The following is a 26424-nucleotide window of genomic DNA, read 5'->3' on the forward strand; positions in this document are numbered from 1 at the left end:
TCGATCCCGGCACGGACCGGCACGGGAGGGACGTAGCTGCAGGCTACCGAAGGCATGACACCCCTTCGGATTCCGCGATGCCCCGAGCCGCCCATAGCCACTCGTCACAATTTTGCCGAACGCGACAAATAATTGACGGAATTCGACGCCGAGTGTCCATTTTGAATCGTCACACGGCCCGTTACAGTCCGATTACATAGATCGACTGGAAAATATAAGAACGTTCTACTACCGTCACCGCGGTCACCACCGGAACGAGAAACGGGGAATTGATGAATCCGACGACCAAGCGCGCCGTGGCCATCACCGCGGCGACCACCGCCATCCTGGCCGGCATCGCCGCGCCGGCCTCCGCCGCGGTCGCCCAGACCGGGGTCGGCTGCTCGGCGCCGTCCTTCTACAACCCGCTCAACGGCCGGAGCTGCAACACCGGAACGATCAGCACGACCAGCGCACACACCCTGTACATCAGCGTCTCGACCCGGGGCAGCGACAGCCCGTGGCGGGTGTGGGACGTGAACACCGGCGTCATCATCGCGCAGGGCAAGGGCTCGACCAGCAGGACCGTCACCGGCCTCTACGGCACTTACAAGGGCCGGCTGCCCAGCGCCTACGCGTACGACCGCATCGACATCCGGAACTACTAGTCGGCAACGATCGGCTGATTGGTCATTCCGCGGCGACGGGGGTGCCGGGCGTTACCTCCCGGCGTCGACCGCGGAATCATGAGAACGGGGCCGGAATTCTCCTCCGGTCCCGTTCTCGCATTCTAAGAACGCCACACCCCGATCCGATAGTCGGAACGGCGGCAGACCAGCGTGCCGGCGGCGAACCGGCAGTCGCCGATGGCCTCCTCCGCCGCACCCAGCATCCGCACCCGCGCCCGGGGCAGGTCGAGGACCCCGTAGAAGATCCGGCCCTCCCCCTCGGCGGCCCGGAACACCCAGGCGGTCCGCGGCTCCGGGCCCGGGCCACCGCTGCGCCACGGCCCCACCTGACCGAGCACGTCGCCGGTGGCCGGATCGAGCACGTGCAACGCCGGAACGGCGGTGTCCGGCGCCCCGGCCAGCAGGTAGTCCCCCACCGGCTCCGCCGACTCCCACCGGTCCGACGACCACCGTTCCAGGCCGGTCCGCGCATCGATCACCACGACCCCGCGTTGCGGCAGGTACGCGCAGATCAGCTCCCCGCACCCGGTCGGTCCCCTGTACCACGTCAGGTTCAGGCCGCTCCGCCACCGCGGGGCGAGCCCGGCGCTCGCGTCGTATCCGGTGGTGCCCTGGTCACCGGCACCGATCATGACCAGTTCGCCGGCCGCCCACAGCACCACACCCCCGCTGCGGCGTTCCGGCACGTCCACCTGGGCCGTCACCCGGCCGGTCCGGGTGTCCCGCGCCTGCAGCCGGCCGTCCCGGGTCATCATGTACAGCCACTGCGGATATCCACAGGTCCAGGTGGACAGGGTCACGTCGTCGCCGAGACCCTCGTGCACCGTCCAGCGGGACTCGCCGGTCTCCAGGTCGACGCCGTGCCACTCGGTCAGCCCGGCGCCGACCACCTCCTCCTGACGGATCACCACGACGCCGTCGGCCACCGACACCCCGTGGGACAGCGCCGGGCGTTCCCACAGCGGCTCGGGCACCCCGCCACGCAGCGCGATCGTGCTGAACACGCCGCTCTGCGGGTTCTGCACGGTGACCAGCATCCGGTCGTCACCGGCGTCCACGATGTTCACCACCTCGCCGCCGACCGCGAACGTGTTGCGGAACAACCGGCGGCCGGACGGCAAGGCGTACGCCTGCACGGTCCGCCGGCTGGTCGCCCGCCCGCTGATCACGAAGAGCCGGTCACCGGCGACCGTCATGGTGTCGCCGCGGGCCGCGGGCAGCAGCAGGGGCGGCTCCGGCCGGTCCGTCGCGCCCGCCGCCGACATGGTCAGGAGCAGCAGCATCGACACGACGGCGAGCAGCGAGCGCCGCGGCACCGGCGGCTCCCGTGTCTCGGCCCGTGCGGCACCGCGCGGCATCTCGCCGAGGTCGATCCGGTTCTCGCTCACACCGGGCCCCCCGATCGGCGGCGATCCCCCTCATTCTGCCGCCGGCGGTCTCAGAACCGGTACGCCCAGATCCGCAGATCCTGCCCGTTCGGGCACACCACGTAGCGGTCGTCGGCCTGGCAGTCCCCGTCGCCGACCCGGGCCGCACCGAGCAGCCGGACCTCGGCGTGCCCCGGCGGCACCGCCCCGAACGCCGCCTCGCCGTCCCCGGCCGTCCGCCGCAGCACCAGCGGGCCGGCCGCCGGCCCGTCCAGCGCCTCGGACCATCCGGACAGCTCCCGCCGGATCCGGCCGGTGTGCGCGTCCGCCAGCCGCAGCGGGGCGCCCGTCTCGGCGTCGGTCTCCAGCACGTGACCGGCGCGCATGCTCAGGTCGACGGCGTCCACCACGGTCCAGACCGGTCGCGCGGTGCGCGGGTCCAGCACACTCAGGTCGCCCCGGTCCCCGGCACAGAGCACCTGGTCGCAGTCGGCCGGCTCGGCCTGCATGTCCGGGATGTCGCGGCTCCAGAGCTGTTCCAGGGTCCGCAGGTCGTAGCCCACCTGACGGCTCGCCTGGTCGTACCGGACCAGCACCACGTCGCCGAGGATCGCACCGTTGCTCGGCCAGGATCCGGCCACCTTGGGCAGCGCGGCCGCCCGCACCACCGTCCCGCTGCGCCCGTCCCGCAACTCCAGACCGGTCGCCGAGGTGATCAGCACGGACGGCTGCCCGGCCACGGCCGGCTCGACGTTGACCGAACCCGGCGCCTGCGCGGTCCACAACACCTGACCGGTGACCAGATCGACGCCGCGGACGTCGGTGCGGATCGGCGGCTCGGTGTGCGGCGCGCCGTCGGCCGAGAAATAGAGCATGCCGGGATCGCCGGACTCCTGGTCGTACTCGGTGCCGGCCCGGAACACCACGTCGGTGACGATCCCGGTGCCGCCCGCGGCCAGCGGCGTGACCGGGCTGGTCCTGGTCCACCGCGTGTGGCCGTCCGCCGCGTCCAGCGCCGTGGTGTTCAGCCGGTCGCCGACCAGCACCACGTCACCGGCGGCGCTCACCGTGATCCGGGAGAGGAAGAGCCCGCGGACCGCGTCCCGCGGCGCGACGATCCGCGCGGTCCACAGCCGCCGCAGGCCGTCCGCCGGGTCCCAGGCGCTCAGCTCCCGGTCCGGAAAGGTCGCCGAGAGTGTGTAGATCCGCCCGCCGACCAGCTGGGCCGGCGACTCGGCGACGTTACCGCCGGCCACCTCGCCGAGCAGACGCCAGAACATGCCGGCCGCGGGCGCCGCCCCGCCCAGGGCGATCACCAGGACCACCGCCACCAGCAGACCGGTCCGGCGGTAGCGCCACGGCGGGGGTTGCCGGCCCGGCGCGGGGCCGGGCGTCGCGTCGAGGTCCAGCTCGATCAGCGTCACGCGACAACCCTCAATCAGTACGCGCGGATCAGCCCGCGCCCGCCGTCGTCAGGTACTCCCCGACCACGAGCTCGCCGTACATCGACCGGCAGATCAGCCGGCTCGGCGCCGCCCGGCACTCACCGGTCCCCTGCGGGAGCTCGGCCACCAGGCGGGGCCGCGCGGCCCCCGGGGCCACGACCGCGACCATGGTACGCGTCCCGTCGCCGGCCATCCGGGTCAGCAGCATCTCGCCGTGTCCCGGATCGCCGCTGACCGGCCGCCATCCGCCCAGGTCCACGACCGGACGGCCGGTCGCCGTGTCGGCCACCGCGATCGGGTCGTCCCCGCCCGGCGACCCGTACGCGACCAGCCGCGAGCCGTACGTCTCGACCCCGGTCCAGCCCGGCTGCGACCACTTCTCGTCCCCGGTGAACGGCTCGACCGCCCGGACGCCGTCCACCCCGATCAGGCAGGCCAGGTCCCCGCACACCCGGATCGCCCGGGTCCGGTGGAACGGCCTGCTCCAGAGCTGCCGCATGTCCACCGGGTCGTACGCGGTCACCGCCATGCCGTCCGGTCCGGGGTGTCGCAGCAGCACCACGCCACCGGCCACCACCGGGTTCTCCGGGTCGTAGCCGGCGGCCGGCAGTGCCCGGCCGGCCAGGTGCGCCCCGGACTGCATGTCGTACAGGTCGGCGGTCCGGTCGTCACGGATCAGCAGCATCCGGGACAGGCTGTCCGAGACGCCCGGGACCGGGATCAGCACCGCGGTGGACGGCACCTCCACCCGCCAGCGGGGCAGGCCGGCGTCCGGGTCGATCGCCTCGACGGTGTTCTGCACCCGGCGGCTGCTGGAGAGGCTGCGGACCGCGTCCACCGCGAACATCAGCGGGATGCCCGGAAAGCTGACCACCTCACGGTCGTGCCGCCATTCCCGGGCGCCGGTGCGCAGCGAGAGGGCCGTGGTGCCGGGTTCGGCGGCGCGGTTGGCGGCCCGGGGCCGCAGCAGGAGCATGTCGTTGCCGGTCCGCAGCCGGTAGACCGGGATGTTCTGGCCGACCCGCCAGACGGGTTCGCCGTCGGCCAGCCGGTACGACGTGAGCATCCCGGCACTCTGCAGCAGCAGCCGGCCGTCGTCGGTGAGCGCGTAGGGGTCGCCGGGCCCGATCGGCACCCGGAACACCTCGCGGATCGGCGGGCCGGGCGGCGGCGCCGAGGCCACCGCCCCGAACAGGACGGCCAGCGCGACCAGCGCCGGTCCCAGCCAGAGCGGCGTGGTGCGCCGCCCCGGCCGGGAGTACGTCTCCGGTTCGCCGCGGTCCAGCCCCAGTTCGATGACGACGACCGGCCCGCTCGCGATGTCCGCACCCATCCAACAAAGGTAACGGTTACATAACGAAGTCGCTCAGTGGCGTGATGTCAGATCGACGCCTTCTCGGTCGGCGCCTCGACGTCCAGACCCGACACCCAACCGGTGACGTCCCGGGCGATGTCCTGCGCGGTCAGTCCCAGCGAGGTGAGGATCTCGGCCCGGGTGCCGTGCGGGTGGAAGCCGACCGGCACCCCGAAGTCCCGCAACGGCACCGCGACACGCGCGTCCCGCAGGGCACTCGCCACCGCGTCACCGACACCGCCGGCCCGGACACCGTCCTCGATCGTCACCACCAGACGGTGCTGGGCGATCAGGCCGGTCAGCTCGATCGGCACCGGACGGACCCAGCGCGGGTCGACGACCGTCACGCCGTACCCCTGCTCGGCGAGCCGCTCCGCGACGTCCAGCCCCAGGCCCGCGAAGGAACCCACCGCGACCAGCAGGATGTCCTTGCCCTCGTCCTCGCGCAGCACGTCGACCTGGCCGACCCGGCGCAGCGCCGGGGTGTCCGGGGCGACCGCGCCGGTCGGGAACCGCACGATGGTCGGGCCGTCGTCGACCGCGACCGCCTCGCGCAGCTCCTCACGCAACGTCGCCGCGTCCCGGGGCGCGGCGATCCGCAGGCCCGGCACCACGCCGAAGACGCTCATGTCCCACATGCCGTAGTGACTCGGGCCGTCCGGACCGGTGATGCCGGCCCGGTCCAGCACGAACGTCACCGGCAGGTTGTGCATCGCCACGTCCAGCAGGACCTGGTCGAACGCCCGGTTCAGGAAGGTCGCGTACACCGCCACGACCGGGTGCAGGCCGCCCATCGCCAGGCCGGCCGCGGACGTCGCCGCGTGCTGCTCGGCGATGCCCACGTCGTACGTCCGCTCGGGGTATTTCTTGGCCAGCGCGGCGATCCCGGTCGGCTCGGCCATCGCGGCGGTGATCCCGACCACGTCCGGGCGCTCGTCGGCGATCTCCACCAGCTCCTCGGCGAACACCTTCGTCCACTTCAGCGTGGACGAGGCCACCATCTTGCCGGTCTCCACGTCGAACGCGCTGGGGCTGTGCCAGCGGTCCGCCTCGTCCTGCTCGGCGGGGCTGTAGCCGTAGCCCTTGCGGGTCACCGCGTGCACGATCACCGGGGCGTCGAAGCCCTTGGCCCGGCGCAGCGCGGACTCCATCGCCTGCTGGTCGTGGCCGTCCACCGGACCGATGTACTTCAGGCCCAGGTCCTCGAACATCGGCTGCGGGCTGACCGCGTCCTTGATGCCCTTCTTGACCGCGTGCAGCACCTCGAACACCGGCTTGCCCACCACCGGCGTCTGCCCCAGCGCGTCCTTGACCAGGTCGAGGACCTTCTCGTAGCCCGGGTTCAGGCGCAGCGTGGAGAGGTGGTCGGCCAGGCCGCCGATGGTCGGCGCGTACGACCGGCCGTTGTCGTTGACCACGATGACCAGCCGGTTCTTCGTGGCCGCGATGTTGTTGAGGGCCTCCCAGCACATGCCGCCGGTCAGCGCGCCGTCACCGACCACCGCCACCACGTGCCGGTCCTCGCCGCGCAGCGTGAACGCCTTGGCCAGACCGTCCGCGTAGGAGAGGGCCGTGGAGGCGTGCGAATTCTCGATCAGGTCGTGCTCGCTCTCGGCACGGCTCGGGTAGCCGGTCAGGCCACCCCGCTGGCGCAGCAGGTCGAACCCGTCCTGCCGGCCGGTCAGGATCTTGTGCACGTACGACTGGTGGCCGGTGTCGAAGAGGATCTTGTCGCGCGGCGAGTCGAAGACCCGGTGCAGCGCCAGGGTCGTCTCCACCACGCCCAGGTTGGGACCGAGGTGACCCCCGGTCCGCGACACCTTCGCCACCAGGAAGTCACGGATCTCGGCCGCGAGCAGCGTCAGCTGCTCCGCGGACAGTCGCTTCAGATCACCGGGGGTGTTGATGGTCGTCAGCAGGCCGGCCGGGGTCGAGGGGGAGTCGCTCATGAGCAGAGAGTCTATCGGTGCGCCGCCGCCGTGCTACTGGAGTGAAAGCTTGTCCCCCTCTCCTCCACACAACCTTCACATCAGCCCCCGGCCGGTCACCGCCCCGTGACGTCCGGCATCCTGGAGAGATAGCAGCGACTGGCGGCCAGGGGATGGTTCAACCATCGGGGAGCTCGTCACGAGGAGTCGACCGCCTGGGCTCCCGCCTGAGGAGGGATACCCATGTCCACCGCTCGTCTTCTTCCCGGCGCCCCCGTCGCCGAATCGGTTCTCGCCGACGTGCGTGAGCGCGTCACCGCCCTCAAGGCCCGCGGCGTCCACCCGAGTCTCGCCACCATCCTGGTCGGCGACGACGACGCCAGCGCCGGATACATCCGGATCAAGCAGAAGCAGGCCGCCGACCTCGGCTTCGCGTCCCCGCACGAGCACCTCGGCGGCGACGTCACCCAGGCCGACCTGCTCAAGGTGATCGCCGGCTTCAACGACGACAAGGACGTGCACGGCGTCCTGATCCAGTACCCGATCCCGGCCCACCTGGACTACGACGCCGCCCTGCAGACCCTCGACCCCGACAAGGACGTCGACGGCATGCACCCGCTCAACATGGGACGCCTCGCCGTCGGCCTGCCCGGCCCGCTGCCCTGCACCCCGGCCGGCATCGAGGCGCTCCTCGCCTTCCACGACATCGAGGTCGCCGGCCGCGAGGTGGTCATCCTCGGTCGCGGCGCCACCCTGGGCCGCCCGCTGGCCATGCTGCTCGCGCAGAAGCGGCCGACCGCCAATGCCGCGGTCACCGTGGTGCACACCGGGGTGAAGGACTGGGAGCGGTACACCAAGCGGGCCGAGATCCTGATCGCCGCGGTCGGCGTCCCCGGCATCATCCAGCCGGAACACGTCAAGCCCGGCGCGACGGTCATCGGTGCGGGTGTCCGCTACGAGGGCCGCCGCCTGCTCCCCGACGTCGACGAGTCCTGCGCCTCCGTGGCCGGCGCGATCACCCCGCGCGTCGGCGGTGTCGGCCCGACCACGGTCGCCATGCTGTTCCGCAACGCCGTGGCCGCCGCCGAGCGCGCCAACCCGTAACGCTCGACCCCACTCGTGTGGTGATTTCAGGCGCGCTGAACGCCCGAAATCACCACGCCCCACCCGGTGTGGTGATTTCAGGCACGCCCAGCGCCCGCAATCACCACGCACCCACCCGGTGTGGTGACTTCAGGCACGCCCAGCGCCTGAAGTCACCACGCACCACGGTCGGTCAAGCGGCGTACCGGTGCGCCGGGTAGGTCAGATAGCCCGCGTCACCACCCTGGTAATACGTCGCCTCGTCGACCGGCGCCAGCGCCACCCCGGTCCGCAGGCGCTCGACCAGGTCCGGGTTCGCGATGAACGCCCGGCCGAAACTGATCAGGTCGGCGCCCAGCCCCAGCCAGTGGTCCGCCTCGACACGGCTGGTCTGCCTCGGTCCCATCGGGAAGACCGGGTTCATGATCAGCACACCCGGCCACGCCTTGCGGAGACCGAGCAGGGTCTCCTCGTCGGCCGTCGCCTCCACGTGCACGTACGCGATGTCCAGCCGGGCCAGTTCGGGCAGCAACGCGGCGTACAGCTCCGGCGCGTCGTTCTCCTCGACGCCCCAGAACCCGCCGCCGGGCGAGAGCCGGATCCCGGTCCGGTCCGCGCCGACCGCGTCCACGGTGGCCGCCACCGCCTCGATCGCGAACCGGATCCGTCCCGCCACCGAACCCCCGTAGACGTCCGTCCGCAGGTTGGCGTTGCTGGAGAGGAACTGCGAGATCAGGTACCCGTTGGCGCCGTGCAGCTCCACCCCGTCGAAGCCGGCCGCGACCGCCCGCCGCGCGGCGTCGCCGTAGGACCGGGCCTGTTCCGGGACCTCGGCGGTGTCCAGTGCCCGGGGCAGCGGCGCCGGCTGCGGGCCGGCCGGGGTGAAGACGTCCCCGGTGGCCGCGACCGCGGACGGGCCGACCGGCTGGAATCCGGTGGTGTCCGGGTGCGAGACGCGGCCGCCGTGCATCAGCTGGGCGAAGATCCGGCCTCCGTTGACGTGTACGGCGTCGGTCACCTGCCGCCACGACGCGGTCTGCTCGTCGGTGTGCAGTCCGGGGGTGCCGGGGTTGGACTGTCCGAGAAGGCTCGGCTGCACGCCCTCCGAGACGATCAGGCCGGCGGTCGACCGCTGCGCGTAGTAGGCGGCCATCGACGCGGTGGCCAGGCCGCCGGCGCCGGCGCGGACCCGGGTCATCGGGGCCATCACGACGCGGTTGGGGAGGGTCAGATCGCCGAGCCGGTACGCACTGAAAAGCTGTGACATATCGGGATCCTTCGTGGTCCGTCGGGTCAGGTGCGGCTACGCTAAAACCTGACGTTGACGTCAGAGGCAAGCTCTGCGCGACGGGTCACAACAGGGAATAAACGGGAGGCGACGTGCGGATCGGGGACCTCGCGGCGAAGGCCGGCGTCAGCGTGCGGGCCATCCGCTACTACGAGGAGCAGCAACTGCTGGTCAGCGAGCGCAGCACCAGCGGCCAGCGGCACTACCGCGCCGAACACGTCGAGCGGGTCGGCTTCATCCAGCGGCTCTACGCCGCCGGCCTCTCCAGCCGGACCATCGCCGAGCTGCTCCCGTGCACCGAGTCACCGAGCCTGGCGAACTCGGACGCCGCGATGATCCGGATGACCGAGGAACGCGCCCGCCTCGACGAACGCATCGACGACCTGGTCCGTGCCCGCGACGCCCTGGACCGGCTGATGGGGGTGGCGGCGGGCTTCCGCGAACAGCTGCCCGCCGCCTGACACATCGCAGACTCAGGCCGGCAGGATCAGCGCCACCGACTCGATGTGCTGCGTCATCGGGAAACAGTCGAAGGCCCGGACCTCGGCGACCCGCCAGCCCAGCGACCGGAACGTCTTGATGTCCCGGGCCAGCGCGGCCGGATCACACGCCACATAGGCGACCGCCCGCGGGCCCGCCGCCGCGATCGCCCGCACCACCGCGGCACCGGCACCGGCCCGCGGCGGGTCGAGCACCACCAGATCCACCGGCCCGGCGATCCGCCGCCGGCTCAGCGCCGCCTCCACCTTGGCCGTCACGACCTCCACACCCGGCAGGTCCGCCAGGTTGCGCCGGGCCGCGGCCACCCCGGACGGGGACGACTCGACCACCGTCGTACGCCCGCCGGTCCGGGCCGCCAGCGCCGCCGCGAACAGGCCCGCCCCGCCGTACAGATCCCACGAGACCTCGCCCTCGGCGGGCCGCAACATCTCCAGGACCGTCGCGGTCAGCGTCTCGGCGGCGGCCGGGTGCACCTGCCAGAAACCTTCCGGGGGTACGCGCCAAGCACGCTCCCCGACCACCTCGGTGACCTCGGCGGGCCCGCTCAACCGGGTCAGCGTGCCCCCGGACGGGGCGTCGTCGAGGTCGTCGCCGCCGACCGGTCCCGCACCGCCGACCGGCCGCGCCAGCACCGTCACGTCACCGCCGGTCGTGGCGACCGCCTGCAGCGCGTTCTCGGACGGCCAGGTCCGCTGCAACAGGTCCAGTTCCTGGACCGCCGGATGGGCGATCACGCAGCGGTCGATCGGGACGACCTGGTTCGACCGGTGCTGCAGGAGCCCGGGCCGGCCGATCGCGTCCACCGCGTAGCGGACCCGCGAGCGCCATCCGAGCAACGGGTTCGCCGCACCGTCCCGGGACGTGACGGGACTGCCCGATCTCTCCGGCAACGGCTCCACGCGTACCCCGGAAAGATCTTCGGGGGTGAGGCCGGCCAGACGCTCGAGCTGTTCCCGGAGCACCGCGGTCTTCCAGCGCAGCTGTGCATCGCCGGAGGCGTGCTGCAGATCGCAGCCGCCGCACCCACCCGGATGGGCGAACGCGCACGGCGGCGTGACCCGGTCCGGCGAGGGCTCGTGGATCTCCACGGCGTCGCCCCGGAGGTATCCCCGGTGGATCTCGGTGATCTCGGCGGTGACCCGTTCGCCGGGCAGCGCGTGCCGGACGAAGACCACCCGGCCGCCCGCGCCGCCGATCCGGGCCACGCAGTGCCCGCCGTGTGCGGGCGAGCCCACCACCACCTCGACCCGGTCGCCTTCCACCAGGTCGTCCTGCGGGGTCTGCGGCCGGACCTCCCGCGGGGTCTCCGAGGGGGTCTCCGGCGGGGTGTCGAAAAGCTGCGTCACGTGTCCTCATGGTGATCGACGGGCTCGGGGATGTCGCCGCGGTTGCGCGGTCCGCGGGCCGGCGCCCGGCTGAGCACCCGGTCCAGGCGGTCGAGATCCCGGTCCTGGCTGGACCGTAGTTGCCAGGGCACGCTGACGACCATCACGCCCGGCTCGAACAGCAGCCGGCCCTTGATCCGCAGAGCGCTCTGGTTGTGCAGGAGGTTCTCCCACCAACGGCCGACGACGTACTCCGGCACGAAGACGGTGACCACGTCACGCGGCGAGGTGCGGCGCACTCTCTTCACGTAGTCGATGATCGGCCGGGTGATCTCGCGGTAGGGCGAGTCGACGACGGCCAGCGCCACCGGCAACTGCCGGCGCTCCCACTCCTCCTGAATGGTACGGGTGTCCTTCTCGTCCACGTTGACCGTCACCGCGGTGAGCGTGTCCGGGCGGGTCGCCTGGGCGTAGGCGAGCGCCCGGAGGGTCGGCTGGTGCACCTTGCTGACCAGCACCACGGCGTGGTTGCGGGACGGCAGCACGGGCCGCTCGTCGGTCGCCTTGAGCTCCTCGGCGACCCGGGTGTAATGCCGGTGGATACCCAGCATCAGCATGTAGATCACCACCATCGCGGCGATCGCGATCCACGCGCCGAGCAGGAACTTGGTGATCAGCACCACGATCAGCACCGCGCCGGTCAAACCCATGCCGAACGTGTTGATCGCCCGGGAACGGATCATCTGGCGGCGGCGTTCCGGATCCTTCTGGATGCGCAACAACCGGTTCCAGTGCCGGATCATGCCGGCCTGCGACAGCGTGAACGACACGAACACGCCCACGATGTAGAGCTGGATCAGCTTGGTGACCTCGGCGTGGAAGGCCACGATCAGCACGATCGCGGCGACCGCCAGGAACAGGATGCCGTTGCTGAACGCCAGCCGGTCACCGCGGGTGTGCAGCTGCCGCGGCAGGTAGCGGTCCTGGGCCAGGATCGAACCGAGCACCGGGAACCCGTTGAACGCGGTGTTCGCGGCCAGGAAGAGGATCAGGGCGGTGACCCCGCCGACCAGGTAGAGCAGGAACGAGCCGGACCCGAAGACGGTCTCGGCGAGCTGCGTGGTGACCGTCTTCTGCACGTAGTTCGCCGGACCGGAGACGATCTGGACCGTCTCGTCCTCGACGAACTGCAGATGGGTGGCCCGGGCCAGCACGATGATGCCGACCAGCATGGTGATCGCCAGGCTGCCGAGCAGCAGCAGCGTGGTCGCCGCGTTCCTGCTCTTCGGCTGCTTGAACGCGGGCACCCCGTTGGAGATCGCCTCGACGCCGGTCAGCGCCGCACAACCGGAGGAGAACGTCCGCAGCAGCAGGAACGCGAACGCGAAGCTGCTCAGATGGTGGTCCTCGGCCGCGATCACCAGGTCGGCGCTGGGCGCCCGCAGATCGTCGCCGAGCAGGAAGACCCGGACCAGGCCGGTCCCGATCATGATGAGCATGACGACGATGAACAGATAGGTCGGGACCGCGAAGGCGGTGCCGGACTCCCGCAGCCCCCGCAGGTTGAGTGCGCTCAGCACCACCACCGCGACGATGGCGATGCCGACCTTGTTGTCGGCCACCCAGGGGACGACCGACCCCAGGTTGGTCACGCCGGAGGAGACCGAGACGGCCACCGTGAGGATGTAGTCGACCAGCAGGGCACTGGCCACGCCGACACCGGCCTTGGGCCCGAGGTTGACCGTGGCCACCTCGTAGTCGCCGCCGCCGGAGGGATAGGCGTGCACGTTCTGCCGGTAACTGGCGACCACCGTCACCATGACCACCGCGACCGCGAGTGTCACCCAGGGCGAATAAAGGTAGGCGGCAGCGCCGGCAATCGAGAGGGTCAGCAGGATCTCGTCGGGGGCGTAGGCCACGCTGGAGAGGGCGTCGCTGGCGAACACCGGCAGGGCGATCCGCTTCGGCAGCAGCGTGTGCTGCAGTTTGTCCGAACGGAACGGCCGGCCCAGAAGCAGCCGTTTGGCGAGGGAGGTGGTACTTGCCACGTGTGCAGAGTACGGCTGTGGGCTGTCACGTGTGCCCCGCCCCGGACGGCGGTCTCACCGGCCACATGGCAGGCTCACGAGCGTCCGTACTGATTCGGGAGGGCACGGGACCGTGCACGTGGTGATCATGGGGTGTGGGCGGCTCGGCTCGACGCTGGCTCTGCACCTGGACGAACGAGGACATCAGGTCGCCGTGATCGATCAGAACGCGGACGCGTTCCGGCGGCTGGGCTCAGACTTCGGCGGGCTCACGGTCACCGGCGTCGGCTTCGACCGGAACACCATGCGGACCGCCGGGATCGAACGGGCGGACGCCTTCGCCGCGGTCTCCAGCGGTGACAACTCCAACATCATCTCGGCCCGGCTGGCCCGCGAGACGTTCGGCGTGAGCCGGGTGGTGGCCCGCATCTACGACGCCCGGCGGGCCCAGGTCTACGAACGACTGGGCATCCCGACGGTGGCCACCATCCGGTGGGCCGCCGACCGGATGCTGCACCACCTCGTCCCCGAGGACCGGGTCGAGGTGTTCCGCGACCCGACCAGTGTGGTCAGCATCGTCGAAGCGCCGCTGCACCGGGACTGGGTCGGCCGGACCGTCAAGACCCTGGAGGACGCCACCGGCGCCCGGGTGGCCTACCTCAGCCGCTTCGGGATGGGCTCCCTCGCCCACCCGTCCACCGTCCTGCAGGACGGCGACCAGGTCTACCTGCTGGTGACCGACGAGACCGCCGCCCACGTCCTGGACATCGCCCACCGCACCGGAAACGAGGGCCACTGACATGCGGATCGCCATCGCCGGGGCGGGCAACGTGGGGCGCTCCATCGCCCAGGAGCTGATCGGCAACGGGCACGAGGTGATGCTCATCGAGCGGGAGCCGAAACAGCTCTGCCCGGAGCGCGTGCCGCAGGCCCGGTGGGTGCTCGCCGACGCCTGCGAACTGAGCAGCCTCGAGGAGGCCGACCTGGCCGGCTGCGACGTGGTGGTCGCGGCCACCGGCGACGACAAGGCCAACCTGGTGGTGTCGCTGCTCGCCAAGACCGAGTTCGCGGTCGGCCGGGTGGTCTCCCGGGTGAACCGCGCCGAGAACGAGTGGCTCTTCACCGAGCAGTGGGGGGTGGACGTCGCGGTCAGCAAGCCCCGCCTGATGGCCGCCCTGGTCGAGGAGGCCGTGACCGTCGGCGACCTGGTCCGGCTGATGACGTTCCGGCAGGGTGAGGCCAACCTGGTGGAGATCACCCTGCCGCGGGACGCCCCGTACGAGGGCAAGCCGGTGCGGGACGTCCCCATCCCCCGGGATGCGGCGCTGGTCGCCATCCTCCGCGGCAAGCGGGTTCTGGTGCCGACCCCGGACGACCCGCTGGAGTCCGGTGACGAGCTGATCTTCATCTGCACGAGCGAGGTGGAGGACCAGGTCCGGGCCGTCGTTCTCGGCCCGGACGCTTAGGAACCGGTCTTCTGGTTGATCCGGACCATGTTGCCGGCCGGGTCACGGAAGGCACAGTCGCGGACCCCGTACGGCTGGTCGATCGGCTCCTGCAGCACCTCGGCGCCGGTGGCCCGGACCCGCTCGAAGGCGGCGTCCACGTCGTCGGTGCTGAACAGGGCCGCCCGCAGCAGCCCCTTGGCCAACAGGGCGGCCATCGCCTCCCGGTCCGCGGCGGACGCGTTCGGGTCGGCCAGCGGCGGCTCGAGGACGATGTCCACATCCGGCTGCGACGGGGACCCGACCGTGACCCAGCGCATGCCCTCGAACCCGACGTCCTTGCGGACCTCCAGGCCGAGCGCGTCCCGGTAGAACCCGAGCGCCTTGTCGTGGTCGTCGACGGCGATGAAGCAGGTGGAGAGCGTGATGTCCATGCGAATCACGCTACGGGCGGGCGGGTGCTCCGCGCTTCTCCGTTCCTGACCGGCCTGGTGTAGATCTTGGCGATGCAGGCCGGGATCCCGGCGCCCTCGTCGTGGTCACGGGCGCGGTACGCGCTCGGGCTCTCCCCCACCAGCTCGGTGAACCGGGTGCTGAACGACCCCAGCGAGGTGCACCCGACGGCGAAGCAGACCTCGGTGACGCTCAGGTCCCCACGCCGCAGCAGCGCCTTCGCCCGCTCGATCCGCCGGGTCATCAGATGGGAGTACGGCGTCTCGCCGAACGCCGACCGGAAACTGCGCGAGAAGTGCCCCGGCGACATCAGTGCCGTCCGGGCCAGAGCCGGCACGTCGAGCGGCTCGGCGTAGTCACGGTCCATCCGGTCGCGGGCCCGCCGCAACCGGACGAGCTCCTCGACGCGCATCGTCTCAGGCGGTCGCGGTCTCGGCGTCCCGGCGCTGGGCGCTGGTCACCCGGTGGATCGCCCACGCGGTGAAGGCGAACGTCGCCGCGTACAGCGGCCAGCTCACCAGGATGCGCACCACGCCGATCGCGTTGGCCTCGCCGAGCGCCCACAGGTAGTACTGGATGCCGGCCCGGATGCAGAGCGACACCACCCAGAGCAGGGTGAGCCACTGGAACGTGCGGAACAGCCGGGCGTTGCCGAACCAGTCCTGGTGGCCCTTGTTGGCCATGATGCCCCAGGCGTACCCGATCAGGGGTTTGCGGAAGACCACCGACAGCAGCAGGGCGGCGGCCTGGCCGAAGGTCAGCAGGATGCCGGGCAGATAGAAGTTCTTCGCATCACCGGTACGCCACGCGAGGTACGCACCGATCGCGATGCCGAGCAGTCCGTTGACCGCGTGCCGGACCGGCTGCTTGCGGGCCAGCCGGACGCCGCCGATGGCCAGTGCCGTGCCGACCGAACCGATGATCGCCCAGAGCAGCGCCTGACGCTTCTCCAGGCCCAGCACCGCGTCGCCGAGCAGCACGTTGAGGATGACGAACGCGAAGACCGGCAGGCTTGACTCGATGAGACCGCGCACCCCGCCGAGCTGCTCGGCGATCTGCTCGCTCATCGACGGGAGAGGCTCCTCCTCGTCGTCCTTCGTGGCGGGCGTCTCCGGCACCGGATGAAGGTCGAGCTCCTCGACGATCTCCTCGGCGAGCCGCTCCTCGACCGACTCGTGCGCGGCGTGACGCGGCTCGCTGCCAGTCACCGGGGCGCCTCCAGCTCGTAGTACGGGTTGTAGATCACCTTACGGTCGTCCCGGACCGCGATCCGGCCGCGCGCGGTGAGCTGACGCCCGGGTTCGATGCCGGCGATCGACCGGCGCCCCAGGAACACCAGGGTCACCACGTCGCTGCCGTCGTAGAGGTCCGCCTCGAGCGTCGGCAGGTTGGTGCGAGGAGTGTACGCCACCGTCCGCAGTCGCCCCGACACCGAGACGACCTGTCCCCGCCGGCACTGGCCGGCCGGGACGGCGCCGCACTTGGCGCTGTCCCGCTGCAGCTCCTCGGCGTCGAGCTCCGAGTCGGTGGCCGTCAATCTGTCCAGGAACCGGCGCAGGCCGGTGTGTTCCTCGGTGGTCATGGCCCCTCCACGGTACGCCGACGCCGGTCAGTGGTGGTGGTGACCGGGTGCGGCCGGCGCCTGCTGGCCCTGCTCGGCCATCTCCTTGGGAAGCCGCAACGGCAGCGGCTCACGGACCGGGCGGGGCTCGTCGTCACGGACCACGACCAGACCCTCCAGGACGTCGCGGAGCACGCCCTCACGGGCCGGGTCGGCCGCGGCCGCGCCCTGGTAGAGCGCCCTGACCATCCAGCGCGGCCCGTCCACCCCGACGAACCGGACGTCGGCCGGACCGTCCGGGGTGTTCACCCGGGCGGCCAGCTCGATGCCGTAGCGCCCGATGCTCTCCTGCGGCGTCACCCCGTCGGAGGCCATCGCCCCGAGGATCTCCGCGCGGACCTCGTCCCAGATGCCCTCGGTCCGCGGTGCGGCGAAGACGCCCAGCTGCAGCGCGCTCTCGCCGTCCACCAGGACGATCTGCTCGACACCACCCTCCGGGTTGGCCTGCACCCGGACCTCGACGCCCTCGATCGCGGGGATCTGCAGGCTGCCCAGGTCGAGACGCTGCACCCCGGACGGGGCGTGCCGGGCGTCCCACGGGCCGAAGTCCGGAGCGGGGCGGTCCCCGTCCGACTTCAGGCTGTTGGCGAGCGCCTCGGAGGGCGGCGCGTCGGCCGCACGAACGTGCTTCGCGCCACCGCGCTTACGGGAGAACATCACTGCCAACCTTCCGTCTCACTTCAAGTCCTGCGTGTCGCTCAGTCCAGCGTCGCGTGACCGCCGGTCGAGCCGTGCCCGCCGGCGCCGCGTGCGGTGTCGCCGAGGGATTCCATCACGTGAAACGCCGCGCGCTCCACCCGTTGGACGACCAGTTGTGCGATCCGGTCGCCACGGGCGATCTTCGCGGTCGTCTCCCGGTCGTGATTGATCAGGTTGACCTTGATCTCGCCGCGGTAACCGGCGTCGACCGTACCGGGCGCGTTGAGGACCGTCACCCCGAGCCGATGGGCGAGTCCCGAGCGCGGATGGACCAGACCGACGAACCCGTCCGGGAGCGCGACGGCCACACCGGTGCGGACCAGCGCGCGGGCACCCGGGGCGATCTCCACCTCCTCGGCGGCGACCAGGTCGGCACCGGCGTCGCCGGGATGCGCGTACGCCGGAAGGGGCAGGTCGGCGTCGAGGAGACGGACCGGGACGACCACGTCAGTCACTGGGGAGGTCCTCACTGGTACGGGGAGTGGTACGACATTCACGGGCGGCACCTACCCTGCCATCCTGCCGCGCCGGGCACCGGAGGCGCGCCGTACCCTTCGAGGGTGACACCCGAGACCCCGGCCCGCACGTCGGCGGCCCATCTGGAACGGCTCGGCCTCCCCTGGTGGTCATGGCCCACCGGCCTGCTCACCGCCGCGATCCTGGCCACCGAGCTGGTCATCGGCCTGCCCGCCCTGCCCGCCTGGCTGCCCTACGCGGTGCTGCTCCCGCTCGCGGTGGCCCTCCTGGTCCCGCTGGGCCGGCTGCGAGTGGCGGTCACCGACGACGAGTTCCAGGTGGACGACGCCCGGCTGCCCGTCTCGGTGATCTCCGACGTGGTCGCACTGGACGCCGCCGGCAAGCGTGAGGCGCTGGGCGTCGGTGCGCACCCGCTCGCCTTCGTGGTCCAGCGTCCCTGGATCGGCCCGGCCGTGCAGGTGCTTCTCGACGACCCCGAGGACCCGACACCCTATTGGGTGATCAGCACCCGCCGGCCCGTCGAGCTGGCGACCGCCCTGCTGGCGGTCAGTTCCCGAGAGCGTGCCTCCCGGGCTTCTTCTTGAGATCGGTCCGGACGTTGTCACCCACGCTCCGGGTGGCCCGCCGGTTCAGATAGCTGGCCACGGCGGCGCCGGTGAGCATCGGCCCCAGCGTGGTCAGGTTGCGCCCGAACCGGCGCAACAGGGTCTTCTGGAGTTCCTTGCGGGCCGCGGTGCCCAGCACGGTGGCCACACCGACCCCCGGCACCAGCGGGTTGACCCCGCGCTGCGACGACCAGGCCTCGACCAGCCGCAGGGCGCGCTCCGACGCGGTGCCGGTGACCGGATGGCCGTACACCTCGTGCAGCTCGCCGATCAGCTTCATCTCGATCGCGACCACGGCCACCGTCTCGGTGGCCAGCAGAACCGGCGCGGAGAGCAGCGTGGGTGCTGCCACCCACTCCACCGACGCGATGCCGCCACCGGCCGCACCGACCCCCGCGGTGGCCCGTGCCGCGTTCCGGACCAGCCGCTCCGCCAGCTCGTCGTCGTCCATGTCCGGGAAGTGACGGCGCAGCGTGTCCCGGTCACGGACCGGCACGTGCGGCGCCACGTCGGTCACCAGATCGGCCATCCAGCGCATCGCCGCTTTCGGCCGGAACAGCTGTCCCAGCCCACGACGACGGAACTCTCCGGCCAACCGGGCCAGCAGCCGTCGCCGGCCGGCAGGCTCCAGGTCGTCCGATGCGAGGGCCGCAACGGTGCGGCCCACATCCTCGGGGGTGGGCTCAGCGACGGCCGGTTCGATCTCGTGTCCCGGCTCGGCCGAGTGGTCCGAGTGGTTCATCGTCGTCCCTCCCATGGTCGTCACCGGTCCCTGTGCCCGGTAACTCCCCAGGGTCAAACCCCTTGTCAAACCCCCGTGGCGAACGCCGTACGCCCGACCGCGTCAACCGCGACCGGGTGATGGGCGCCTGCGCGCGAGTGCGCTCAGGCGCACTCGCGGCAGATCAGTTCCCCGTTGCGTTCCACGGCCAGTTGGCTGCGGTGATGCACGAGGAAACAGCGGGAGCAGCGGAACTCGTCGGTCTGCATCGGCAGTACCTTGACGGTGAGCTCCTCGTCGGCGAGGTCGGCGCCGGGCAGCTCGAAGCTTTCCGCCACCTCGACCTCGTCGACGTCCACTGCGCCCGACTGTGAGTCGGCGCGACGGGCCTTGAGCTCCTCGAGGCTGTCCTCGCCGAGGTCGACCTCATCGCGACGCGGGGCGTCGTAGTCGGTGGCCATCGGTTTTCACTCTCCTGTATCGATGTGTCACTTGGCGTTTGTAACGCCTGTGACAAGGTTTCGGTTCCCGGTTCCGCTGGACGATTTCTGACACCCGAACAAGCCCCGGCGAGCGCGGAACCCTACCGCTGCTGCGGCAGGCTTGTACGCGTTCCAGCGGCACATTGTTCCCGATGTGACCGAGGCGACATCAAAGTAGGGGCCCCGGCCTCTGGATCATTGTCGGCGCGCCGGAAGCATCGCCTGTTTCCGCGCGCCTGGCGGACAGACGCTAACCTCTCGGCAGGCCCGGGCACCTTACCCGGGTCCGTCTTCCGATCCTGGAGCCAACCCCATGAGCTTTGCGCGCGTCCGAGCGCTGGTACTCGTCGGCGTGCTCGCCGTGGCCGCGGTGGTCTTCGTCGTCGTGGCCCTGGTGCGTGACTCGCAGGGTGACGCGGTCAACGGCAGCGACTGCCCGGCCGGCGCGCCCCTCGCCGACGTGCTGCTCCCGGACGATCCGGCCGAGGTGACCGTCAAGGTTCTCAACGGCAGCACCCGCACCGGGCTGGCCGAGTCCGTCAGCAACGAGTTCAAGAACCGCCGCTTCACCACGAAGGACCCCGGTAAGAGCAAGACCAAGTTCAAGGGCGTCGCCCAGATCAAGTTCGGGCCGGAGACGGTCGGCAAGGCGCAGCTCCTGAGGGCGTACTTCCTGGCTCAGTCCGAGATGGTCTACGACGCCAAGCGCGAGGGTCAGACGATCGACATCGTGGTCGGCGACCAGTTCCAGCAGCTGGCCACCACCACCGAGGTCAACCAGTCGCTGGTCGAGATCGGCGAGCCGACCCTGCCCCCGGGCACGTGCCTCAAGCCCGCCGGTGAGGACGAGGCCGAGGGCGACGAGCCGGTCGAGGAGTCCGCCTCGCAGCAGCCTCAGGGCTGAGAACGCTCCGTCAGGGCAGAACACGCCCGGATGTCCCCGCGGGGCCGACTTCGTCGTGACCCCGCGGGTTCACCCGTCACGGGCCGCCCGCGGCCTCCAGTTCCACCAACGCGTCGTGCAGCGCCGGGAAGATCGCCGGCGGCGCCGCCACGAGCATCTCCCGCCCGGCCGGCGCACCGGAGAGACCGGCGACCACCAGACCCGCCTCGGCGGCCACCAGACCGGCCGCCGCGTGGTCCCAGAGGTTCAGGCCCTTCTCGTAGTACGCGTCGAGGACGCCCTCCGCCGCGAAGCAGATGTCCAGCGACGCCGCGCCGATCCGGCGGATGTCACGCACCCGGGTGATCAAACGAGCCAGCACCGCCCCCTGGTACGCCCTGCGCCGCGCGTCGTAGCCGAACCCGGTGCCGACCAGGGACTGGTCCAGCGTGGTCCGCTCCGAGCCGCTGAGACGGCGCCCGGCATGCCAGGAGCCGCCGCCGAGGGTCGCCGTCCACTCGTCACCGGTGACCGCGTTGATCACCACGCCGGCGACCACCGCGCCGTCCACCTCGGCCGCCAACGAGACCGCGTACTGCGGAATGCCGTACAGGTAGTTGACCGTGCCGTCGATCGGGTCCAGGATCCATCGCACGGCGCCGGGTTCGACGGCCACCGAATCCCCGTACTCCTCGCCGAGCACGCCGTCGCCGGGACGCTCGGCGCGCAGCGCCTCCACCACCTGCCGTTCGACGGCCTTGTCAGCCGCCGTGACCACATCGGTATCAGTGCTCTTGGTCTGCACGTCGCCGATCGCCTCGTGCCGCATCCGTACCGCGGTCCGCGCCGCGTCCCGGGCCACCCGGACCGCGATCGCCAGCAACGCGTCGGGCGTCGGCATCGTCGAAATCTCGCTCACGTATGGGTCCTTTCCGCCGATAGCATTCTCGCTTCGAGCGCTTCAGACGAGGTCGTCGGCCCCTGGCGGCGTGCTGGAGGCGGAGGATCTCGTCCGGCGGCGCTACAATTCATCCCTGCCCACGCTTCACGGACACTCATTCGCGGGACTGTCCGTGACCCGGGGGCTCCTCAACCGACTCCGGCGCGACTCGTCCCCGTGTGCTGCGCCGGATCCTGGCCGTGCCCAACCTCATCGCCTCCGGAAGGTCATTCGTGACAGAAGCCCACCAGAACGGTGCCGACGTTCGCTCTCTCACCGAGGCCTTGATCACCCATGCTCAGGGTGCGGGCGGGCAACTCACATCGGCCCAGGTCGCGCACACGCTCGAGTCCGCCGCGGTCAACCCGGCGCAAGCCAAGAAGATCCTTCGCGGCCTGGTGGACGCGGGCATCACCGTCGTCGTGGACGGGTCGGCGAGCACTCGCCGCAGCAAGGTGTCGGCCGCCCGCGCGACCACACCCGCCTCGCGCGCGACGACCGCCAAGACCGCCCCGGCCAAGAAGGCCGCACCCGCACCGAAGCAGGCCGCTCCGGCCGGCGGTGAGGGTGCGGCGAAGAAGGCGGCTCCGGTCCGCAAGACCGCCGCCGCCAAGGCCGTCCCCGGCCGCAAGGCCACCACCGCCAAGGCGGGGAAGCCCGGCGAGGGCGGCGAGGAGATCTCTCCCGAGGAGCTCGCCGCCTCGGTCGAGGACGTGGTGATCGAGGAGCCGGCTGCGATGGTCGCGGCCGCCGCCACCGACGCCGCCAGCTCGGCCACCGACGGCGACTTCGAGTGGGACGACGAGGAGTCCGAGGCGCTCAAGCAGGCCCGCCGGGACGCCGAGCTGACCGCTTCGGCCGACTCGGTCCGCGCCTACCTCAAGCAGATCGGCAAGGTGCCCCTCCTCAACGCGGAGCAGGAGGTCGAGCTCGCCAAGCGGATCGAGGCCGGCCTCTACGCCGCCGAGCGGCTGCGCGCCGCGGAGGAGGGCGAGGAGGTGCTCGAACGCAACTTCGAGCGCGACCTCAAGTGGATCAACCGGGACGGCGAGCGGGCCAAGAATCACCTGCTCGAGGCCAACCTGCGGCTCGTGGTCTCCCTCGCGAAGCGGTACACCGGACGCGGCATGGCGTTCCTGGACCTGATCCAGGAGGGCAACCTCGGCCTGATCCGCGCCGTCGAGAAGTTCGACTACACCAAGGGCTACAAGTTCTCCACGTACGCCACCTGGTGGATCCGCCAGGCCATCACCCGCGCCATGGCCGACCAGGCCCGCACCATCCGCATCCCGGTGCACATGGTCGAGGTCATCAACAAGCTCGGCCGCATCCAGCGGGAGCTGCTCCAGGACCTGGGCCGCGAGCCCACCCCGGAGGAGCTCGCCAAGGAGATGGACATCACGCCGGAGAAGGTGCTGGAGATCCAGCAGTACGCGCGTGAGCCGATCTCCCTGGACCAGACCATCGGTGACGAGGGCGACAGCCAGCTCGGTGACTTCATCGAGGACTCCGAGGCGGTCGTCGCCGTCGACGCGGTCTCCTTCTCGCTGCTGCAGGACCAGCTCCAGCAGGTCCTGCAGACGCTCTCCGAGCGTGAGGCGGGCGTCGTGCGGCTCCGGTTCGGTCTGACCGACGGGCAGCCGCGCACTCTGGACGAGATCGGCCAGGTCTACGGGGTCACCCGGGAACGGATCCGGCAGATCGAGTCCAAGACGATGTCGAAATTGCGTCACCCGTCCCGGTCGCAGGTTCTGCGCGACTACCTCGACTAGGACTTTCAGTCAACATTCCGTGTCTGAATGGTCACCACCCGTACATCAACGGGTGGTGATCAGACCGTTGTGCAGAAATGATCGTTGACGTGGCACCCTTGGATCACGGCACACTAGCCAGAACCAACGGTGTGACCCCGGTCCCCCCGGGGCACATTGGGAAGGCTGCAACGGTGCAGGGTGTTGCACGATGTGTGAGCAGTAGCCGAGGAACATGTTCATCGGTGACGAACAGAGGAGGAAGGCGATGACCCCGACCCTCACGCCGCCGGCGGGAAGCCTGGCGGGCCTAGCAGCCGATGAACGGTGCGACCGCTGCAATGCAGCCGGGAAGCTCCGTTTGACCCTGGCTGGAGGCGGCGAACTGGTGTTCTGCGGCCACCACGCCAACCGGTACGCCGAGGACCTGGTGAAGATCGCGGTACAGTACGCGGCCGATCCGGAGTTCACCTGGCGCGGCGCGGTCATGATGTCGAACTCCACCAACTAGCAAACCAAGCAGCGGTCCCCCGACTGACGCATAAGAAGGGGCGCCCCCAGCCAGGGGGCGCCCCTTCTGCCTGTCCTGATCCGCTCTGGCGGACCGTTCGGAGCGACGGGGACCTCACGGACCCCAGAGTGCCTCCACCGGAGTGTCCAGCGCCCGTGCGACCTTGATCGCCAGGTAGACCGAGGGCGCGTAGTCCCCCGTCTCCATCGAGATGATCGTCTGACGGCTCACCTCGACCGCCGCCGCCAGCCCCTGCTGGGTCAGGCCGGCCGTCTTGCGGGCCGCCCGGATCCGGTCGCCCGCCGCGCCGCCCGGCTCCGGGGCGCGGACCGGGCCCACCGGCGGCGCCATCAGTCCTCGTCCGCGAAGACGGCAGCCTCGGCCCGGTTGCGCTTGCGGGTGGCGTAGGCCTGGAACACGGCGCCGATCGCCGCGCCGATCACCGCCCCGATGATGATCGAGATCCAGGAGTCCTCCTGCGGCCAGGCCATCCGGTACGACGCGCTGATGATGAACACCACGTAGGGCGCACCGGCCAGCACGCCGAGCAGCTTGCGCTTGGCGCTCCAGGCCCGCGGCGTCACCTCGACCCGACGGGCCGACACGTAGATCGAGGTGAACGCCATCGGCGCCAGCAGGGCCGCCAGCACGACAGCCAGCGGCAGGACCGCCGGCCGGCCGAGGATCCAGACCAGGGCGACCGCGACCCACGGCACCAGGATCGACTGCAGCTGCGACGCGGTCGCTATGCCCTCATACCACCGGGTGCGTTCGCGCTCGTCGTCACCGTAGAGGTCGCCGTCGAAGTCGAGGTTCCACCGAACGAAACGGTCCATCATCGTGCTCGCCACGCACCCATCCTGACGTCAAGTCCTCTTAACGTCAAGTCAGCTTTACACGGCGAGCCCGAGCGTGGTGCTTTGAGGCGTCGTAGGCGCCCGAAATCACCACACCCGTTCACAGCGTGGTGACTTGAGGCGTCGTAGGCGCCCGAAATCACCACACCCGTTCACAGCGTGGTGACTTGAGGCGTCGTGGGCGCCCGAAATCACCACACCGGATCACAGCGTGGCGACTTGAGGCGTCCAGGACGCCCGAAAACACCACACCCGGTGTTCACATGGTCTGGATGGTCGCGATCCGTTCCTCGAGCTGCTCGATCGTGGCCTGCGCGCTCGGCGGGCCGCCACAGAGCCGGCGCAACTCGGCGTGGATCTTGCCGTGCGGCAGGTTGGTGCGGTGGTGATGCGCCGCGACCAGGGTGTTGAGCTGACGTCGCAGCGTGTTGCGCCGCTCCCCCGCACTCATCGGGATGACCTGCTCCACGACCTTCTCCGGAGCGTTCCTCGCCTGCTCCTGCTGGATCCGCTTCTGATTGGCCATCTGGTCGGCCTGCCGCTTGTTGAGCAGAGAGGTCACCTGGTCGGGGGTCAACAGACCGGGCAGACCCAGATAGTCCGCCTCCTCCGGCGTGCCGGTCCGGGCCGCCATGCCGAACGACGTGCCGTCGTAGATGACCTGGTCCAGCTCGGCCGTGGCGGACAGCGACTCGAACTTCTTGTCCAGGTCACCGAGCGCGTCCTCGGCCTTCTGCGCCCGTTCCAGGGCGTCGTCGTCGAGCCCGTCCTTCTCCTTGGGGGCGCCGAGCACGTGATTGCGCTGGGCCTCCATCTCGCTGGCCAGCCCGAGCAGGTGCGGCACGCTGGGCAGGAAGACCGTGGCGGTCTCCCCCGTCCGGCGGGCACGCACGAAACGGCCGATCGCCTGGGCGAAGTAGAGCGGGGTGGACGCGCTCGTCGCGTAGACCCCGACGGCCAGGCGCGGGATGTCGACACCCTCGGACACCATCCGCACCGCGACCATCCAGCGGTCGTCGGAGGCGGCGAACGAGGCGATCCGGCCGGAGGAGCCGTCGTCGTCGGAGAGGACCACGGTCGCCGAGCTGCCGGTCAGGTCGTGGACCATCTTCGCGTACGCCCGGGCGGCCGTCTGGTCGCTGGCGATGATCAGACCACCGGCGTCCGGCATCCCGTGCTCACGGATCTTGGTGAGTCGGGCGTCGGCGGCCCGCAGCACCTGCGGCATCCACTCACCGCGGTAGTCCAGGGCGGTCCGCCACGCCTGCGCGACCAGATCCTTGGTCATCGGGTCGCCGAGCCGGGCGGCCAACTCGTCACCGGCGTTGGTCCGCCAGCGGGTCTCCCCCGAGTACGCCATGAACAGCACCGGCCGCACGACGCCGTCGCGGAGAGCGTCGCCGTACCCGTACACCGAGTCGGACTTGGACCGCTGGACGCCGTCCTGGCCACGCTCGTAGTAGACGAAGGGGATCGGGTTCTCGTCCGACCGGAACGGGGTCCCGGTCAGCAGCAGGCGGCGTTCAGCCGGCTCGAAGGCGTCCTTGACCCCGTCGCCCCAGCTGCGCGAGTCACCGGCGTGGTGGATCTCGTCGAGGATCACGAACGTGCGCTTCGTCAGGGTGCGCCGCTTGTGCACCGCCGGCGCCATACCCACCTGCGCGTACGTCAGTACCGCGCCGTGGAAGTCGTTCGACGAGTGCACGTCGGAGTTGCGGAACTTCGGGTCGAGCTGGATGCCGACCCGGGACGCGGCCTGCGCCCACTGGGTCTTCAGGTGCTCGGTGGGGCAGACCACGGTGACCGCGTCGCAGGTGCCGTCGACCAGCATCTCGGCCGCGATCCGCAGGGCGAAGGTGGTCTTGCCGGCCCCCGGGGTCGCCACCGCCATGAAGTCCTCGGAGCGGCGGCGAAGGTACGTCACCATCGCCTTGCGCTGCCAGTCCCGCAGCGGCGGGAAGATCTCCAGGTTCGGCAGTGGCGGGCTCAAGCT

General features: G+C 70.9%; 28 protein-coding genes and 1 riboswitch. Of the genes, 9 read left to right on the plus strand and 19 right to left on the minus strand.

The genetic code is table 11. The features are described from left to right. The first annotated feature begins 272 nt into the window (after positions 1 to 272). Positions 273 to 647 carry a hypothetical protein gene (locus tag QSK32_RS24970; protein WP_285473334.1) on the plus strand — a complete coding sequence of 125 codons (375 nt, stop codon included), beginning with the start codon at positions 273 to 275 and terminating at the stop codon, positions 645 to 647. 122 nt (positions 648 to 769) lie between these two features. Here the strand turns inward: QSK32_RS24970 and QSK32_RS24975 are convergent, their stop codons facing one another. Genes QSK32_RS24975 through dxs form a run of 4 tightly spaced genes read right to left on the minus strand, consistent with a single transcriptional unit; the run spans position 770 to position 6783 of the window. Next, the gene (locus QSK32_RS24975; protein WP_285473335.1) at positions 770 to 2056 is read right to left on the minus strand and encodes an outer membrane protein assembly factor BamB family protein; all 1287 of its coding nucleotides are present in this window, start codon (positions 2054 to 2056) and stop codon (positions 770 to 772) included. 50 nt (positions 2057 to 2106) lie between these two features. Continuing rightward, on the minus strand, positions 2107 to 3459 hold the full coding sequence (locus tag QSK32_RS24980) for an outer membrane protein assembly factor BamB family protein (RefSeq protein ID WP_045743084.1): 1353 nt from the start codon (positions 3457 to 3459) through the stop codon (positions 2107 to 2109). 28 nt (positions 3460 to 3487) lie between these two features. After that, a complete protein-coding gene (locus QSK32_RS24985) occupies positions 3488 to 4813 on the minus strand; it encodes an outer membrane protein assembly factor BamB family protein (protein WP_285473336.1) in 1326 nt (441 codons plus the stop codon). A gap of 47 nt (positions 4814 to 4860) precedes the next feature. Then, the gene (gene dxs / locus QSK32_RS24990) at positions 4861 to 6783 is read right to left on the minus strand and encodes a 1-deoxy-D-xylulose-5-phosphate synthase (protein WP_045743086.1); all 1923 of its coding nucleotides are present in this window, start codon (positions 6781 to 6783) and stop codon (positions 4861 to 4863) included. Positions 6784 to 6907: 124 nt separating this feature from the next. Further along, a riboswitch (ZMP/ZTP riboswitch) is annotated at positions 6908 to 6990 on the plus strand. A 15-nt stretch (positions 6991 to 7005) separates the two neighbouring features. On the opposite strand from dxs, the gene QSK32_RS24995 reads away from it, so the two are divergent. After that, positions 7006 to 7866: a bifunctional 5,10-methylenetetrahydrofolate dehydrogenase/5,10-methenyltetrahydrofolate cyclohydrolase gene (locus QSK32_RS24995; RefSeq protein ID WP_045743087.1), complete on the plus strand. Its 861-nt coding sequence runs from the start codon at positions 7006 to 7008 to the stop codon at positions 7864 to 7866. Between the two features lie 172 nt (positions 7867 to 8038). Here QSK32_RS24995 and QSK32_RS25000 read toward each other — a convergent pair whose 3' ends face one another. Continuing rightward, positions 8039 to 9112: an alkene reductase gene (locus tag QSK32_RS25000; protein WP_045743088.1), complete on the minus strand. Its 1074-nt coding sequence runs from the start codon at positions 9110 to 9112 to the stop codon at positions 8039 to 8041. A gap of 113 nt (positions 9113 to 9225) precedes the next feature. Here QSK32_RS25000 and QSK32_RS25005 point away from each other — a divergent pair, with 113 nt between their 5' ends. Further along, positions 9226 to 9594, plus strand: coding sequence for a MerR family transcriptional regulator (locus tag QSK32_RS25005; RefSeq protein WP_045743089.1), 369 nt, complete (start codon positions 9226 to 9228; stop codon positions 9592 to 9594). Positions 9595 to 9606: 12 nt separating this feature from the next. On the opposite strand, the gene QSK32_RS25010 is transcribed toward QSK32_RS25005, so the two are convergent. Both QSK32_RS25010 and QSK32_RS25015 read right to left on the minus strand, forming a co-directional pair. After that, a complete protein-coding gene (locus QSK32_RS25010; RefSeq protein ID WP_285473409.1) occupies positions 9607 to 10899 on the minus strand; it encodes a class I SAM-dependent RNA methyltransferase in 1293 nt (430 codons plus the stop codon). Between the two features lie 77 nt (positions 10900 to 10976). Further along, positions 10977 to 13007, minus strand: a complete 2031-nt coding sequence (locus QSK32_RS25015; RefSeq protein ID WP_045743090.1) for an APC family permease — start codon at positions 13005 to 13007, stop codon at positions 10977 to 10979. A gap of 112 nt (positions 13008 to 13119) precedes the next feature. Here QSK32_RS25015 and QSK32_RS25020 point away from each other — a divergent pair, with 112 nt between their 5' ends. Both QSK32_RS25020 and QSK32_RS25025 read left to right on the plus strand, forming a co-directional pair. Then, positions 13120 to 13785 carry a potassium channel family protein gene (locus QSK32_RS25020; RefSeq protein ID WP_285473337.1) on the plus strand — a complete coding sequence of 222 codons (666 nt, stop codon included), beginning with the start codon at positions 13120 to 13122 and terminating at the stop codon, positions 13783 to 13785. A 1-nt stretch (position 13786) separates the two neighbouring features. Further along, a complete protein-coding gene (locus tag QSK32_RS25025; protein ID WP_045743092.1) occupies positions 13787 to 14452 on the plus strand; it encodes a potassium channel family protein in 666 nt (221 codons plus the stop codon). Here QSK32_RS25025 and QSK32_RS25030 read toward each other — a convergent pair. The 6 genes from QSK32_RS25030 to dut are packed head-to-tail and all read right to left on the minus strand — an operon-like array spanning position 14449 to position 17659. After that, positions 14449 to 14865, minus strand: a complete 417-nt coding sequence (locus QSK32_RS25030) for a VOC family protein (RefSeq protein ID WP_045743093.1) — start codon at positions 14863 to 14865, stop codon at positions 14449 to 14451. The genes QSK32_RS25025 and QSK32_RS25030 overlap by 4 nt on opposite strands. Positions 14866 to 14870: 5 nt before the next feature. Next, positions 14871 to 15296, minus strand: a complete 426-nt coding sequence (locus tag QSK32_RS25035) for a helix-turn-helix transcriptional regulator (protein ID WP_045743094.1) — start codon at positions 15294 to 15296, stop codon at positions 14871 to 14873. Between the two features lie 4 nt (positions 15297 to 15300). Next, positions 15301 to 16092, minus strand: coding sequence for a DUF3159 domain-containing protein (locus QSK32_RS25040; protein WP_052720524.1), 792 nt, complete (start codon positions 16090 to 16092; stop codon positions 15301 to 15303). Next, positions 16089 to 16466 carry an OB-fold nucleic acid binding domain-containing protein gene (locus tag QSK32_RS25045; protein ID WP_045743095.1) on the minus strand — a complete coding sequence of 126 codons (378 nt, stop codon included), beginning with the start codon at positions 16464 to 16466 and terminating at the stop codon, positions 16089 to 16091. Before QSK32_RS25045 ends, QSK32_RS25040 begins: the two co-directional genes overlap by 4 nt. Positions 16467 to 16493: 27 nt before the next feature. After that, a complete protein-coding gene (locus QSK32_RS25050) occupies positions 16494 to 17162 on the minus strand; it encodes a DUF3710 domain-containing protein (protein ID WP_052720525.1) in 669 nt (222 codons plus the stop codon). Between the two features lie 41 nt (positions 17163 to 17203). Continuing rightward, entirely contained in the window at positions 17204 to 17659 is a 456-nt protein-coding gene (dut, locus tag QSK32_RS25055) for a dUTP diphosphatase (protein ID WP_285473338.1), read from the minus strand. 105 nt (positions 17660 to 17764) lie between these two features. Here dut and QSK32_RS25060 point away from each other — a divergent pair, with 105 nt between their 5' ends. Continuing rightward, positions 17765 to 18265: a DUF3093 domain-containing protein gene (locus QSK32_RS25060; protein WP_045743098.1), complete on the plus strand. Its 501-nt coding sequence runs from the start codon at positions 17765 to 17767 to the stop codon at positions 18263 to 18265. Here QSK32_RS25060 and QSK32_RS25065 read toward each other — a convergent pair. Then, entirely contained in the window at positions 18228 to 19028 is an 801-nt protein-coding gene (locus tag QSK32_RS25065; RefSeq protein ID WP_285473339.1) for a hypothetical protein, read from the minus strand. The two genes, QSK32_RS25060 and QSK32_RS25065, sit on opposite strands and share 38 nt — an antisense overlap. 143 nt (positions 19029 to 19171) lie before the next feature. Beyond that, the gene (locus QSK32_RS25070) at positions 19172 to 19468 is read right to left on the minus strand and encodes a DUF4193 domain-containing protein (protein WP_045743100.1); all 297 of its coding nucleotides are present in this window, start codon (positions 19466 to 19468) and stop codon (positions 19172 to 19174) included. Positions 19469 to 19802: 334 nt separating this feature from the next. On the opposite strand from QSK32_RS25070, the gene QSK32_RS25075 reads away from it, so the two are divergent. Continuing rightward, positions 19803 to 20393 carry a LytR C-terminal domain-containing protein gene (locus tag QSK32_RS25075; protein ID WP_045743101.1) on the plus strand — a complete coding sequence of 197 codons (591 nt, stop codon included), beginning with the start codon at positions 19803 to 19805 and terminating at the stop codon, positions 20391 to 20393. Positions 20394 to 20469: 76 nt separating this feature from the next. Here the strand turns inward: QSK32_RS25075 and QSK32_RS25080 are convergent, their stop codons facing one another. Continuing rightward, positions 20470 to 21273 (minus strand): inositol monophosphatase family protein, encoded by an 804-nt coding sequence (locus tag QSK32_RS25080; protein ID WP_045743102.1) that lies wholly within the window; start codon positions 21271 to 21273, stop codon positions 20470 to 20472. Positions 21274 to 21545: 272 nt separating this feature from the next. On the opposite strand from QSK32_RS25080, the gene QSK32_RS25085 reads away from it, so the two are divergent. After that, positions 21546 to 23084: an RNA polymerase sigma factor gene (locus tag QSK32_RS25085; RefSeq protein WP_285473340.1), complete on the plus strand. Its 1539-nt coding sequence runs from the start codon at positions 21546 to 21548 to the stop codon at positions 23082 to 23084. Positions 23085 to 23331: 247 nt separating this feature from the next. Next, a complete protein-coding gene (locus QSK32_RS25090) occupies positions 23332 to 23574 on the plus strand; it encodes a DUF7455 domain-containing protein (protein ID WP_045747956.1) in 243 nt (80 codons plus the stop codon). A gap of 114 nt (positions 23575 to 23688) precedes the next feature. Here QSK32_RS25090 and QSK32_RS25095 read toward each other — a convergent pair whose 3' ends face one another. The 3 genes from QSK32_RS25095 to QSK32_RS25105 form a co-directional block, all read right to left on the minus strand. After that, a complete protein-coding gene (locus tag QSK32_RS25095; RefSeq protein ID WP_045747952.1) occupies positions 23689 to 23925 on the minus strand; it encodes a helix-turn-helix transcriptional regulator in 237 nt (78 codons plus the stop codon). Then, on the minus strand, positions 23925 to 24425 hold the full coding sequence (locus tag QSK32_RS25100; protein ID WP_285473341.1) for a hypothetical protein: 501 nt from the start codon (positions 24423 to 24425) through the stop codon (positions 23925 to 23927). The genes QSK32_RS25095 and QSK32_RS25100 overlap by 1 nt, the downstream gene beginning before the upstream one ends. A 265-nt stretch (positions 24426 to 24690) precedes the next feature. Continuing rightward, positions 24691 to 26358 carry a DEAD/DEAH box helicase family protein gene (locus tag QSK32_RS25105; protein ID WP_425394695.1) on the minus strand — a complete coding sequence of 556 codons (1668 nt, stop codon included), beginning with the start codon at positions 26356 to 26358 and terminating at the stop codon, positions 24691 to 24693. Between the last annotated feature and the right edge of the window lie 66 nt (positions 26359 to 26424).

Origin of the sequence: Actinoplanes sp. NBRC 101535, from assembly GCF_030269225.1 — a bacterium.
Taxonomy (GTDB): domain Bacteria; phylum Actinomycetota; class Actinomycetes; order Mycobacteriales; family Micromonosporaceae; genus Actinoplanes; species Actinoplanes rectilineatus.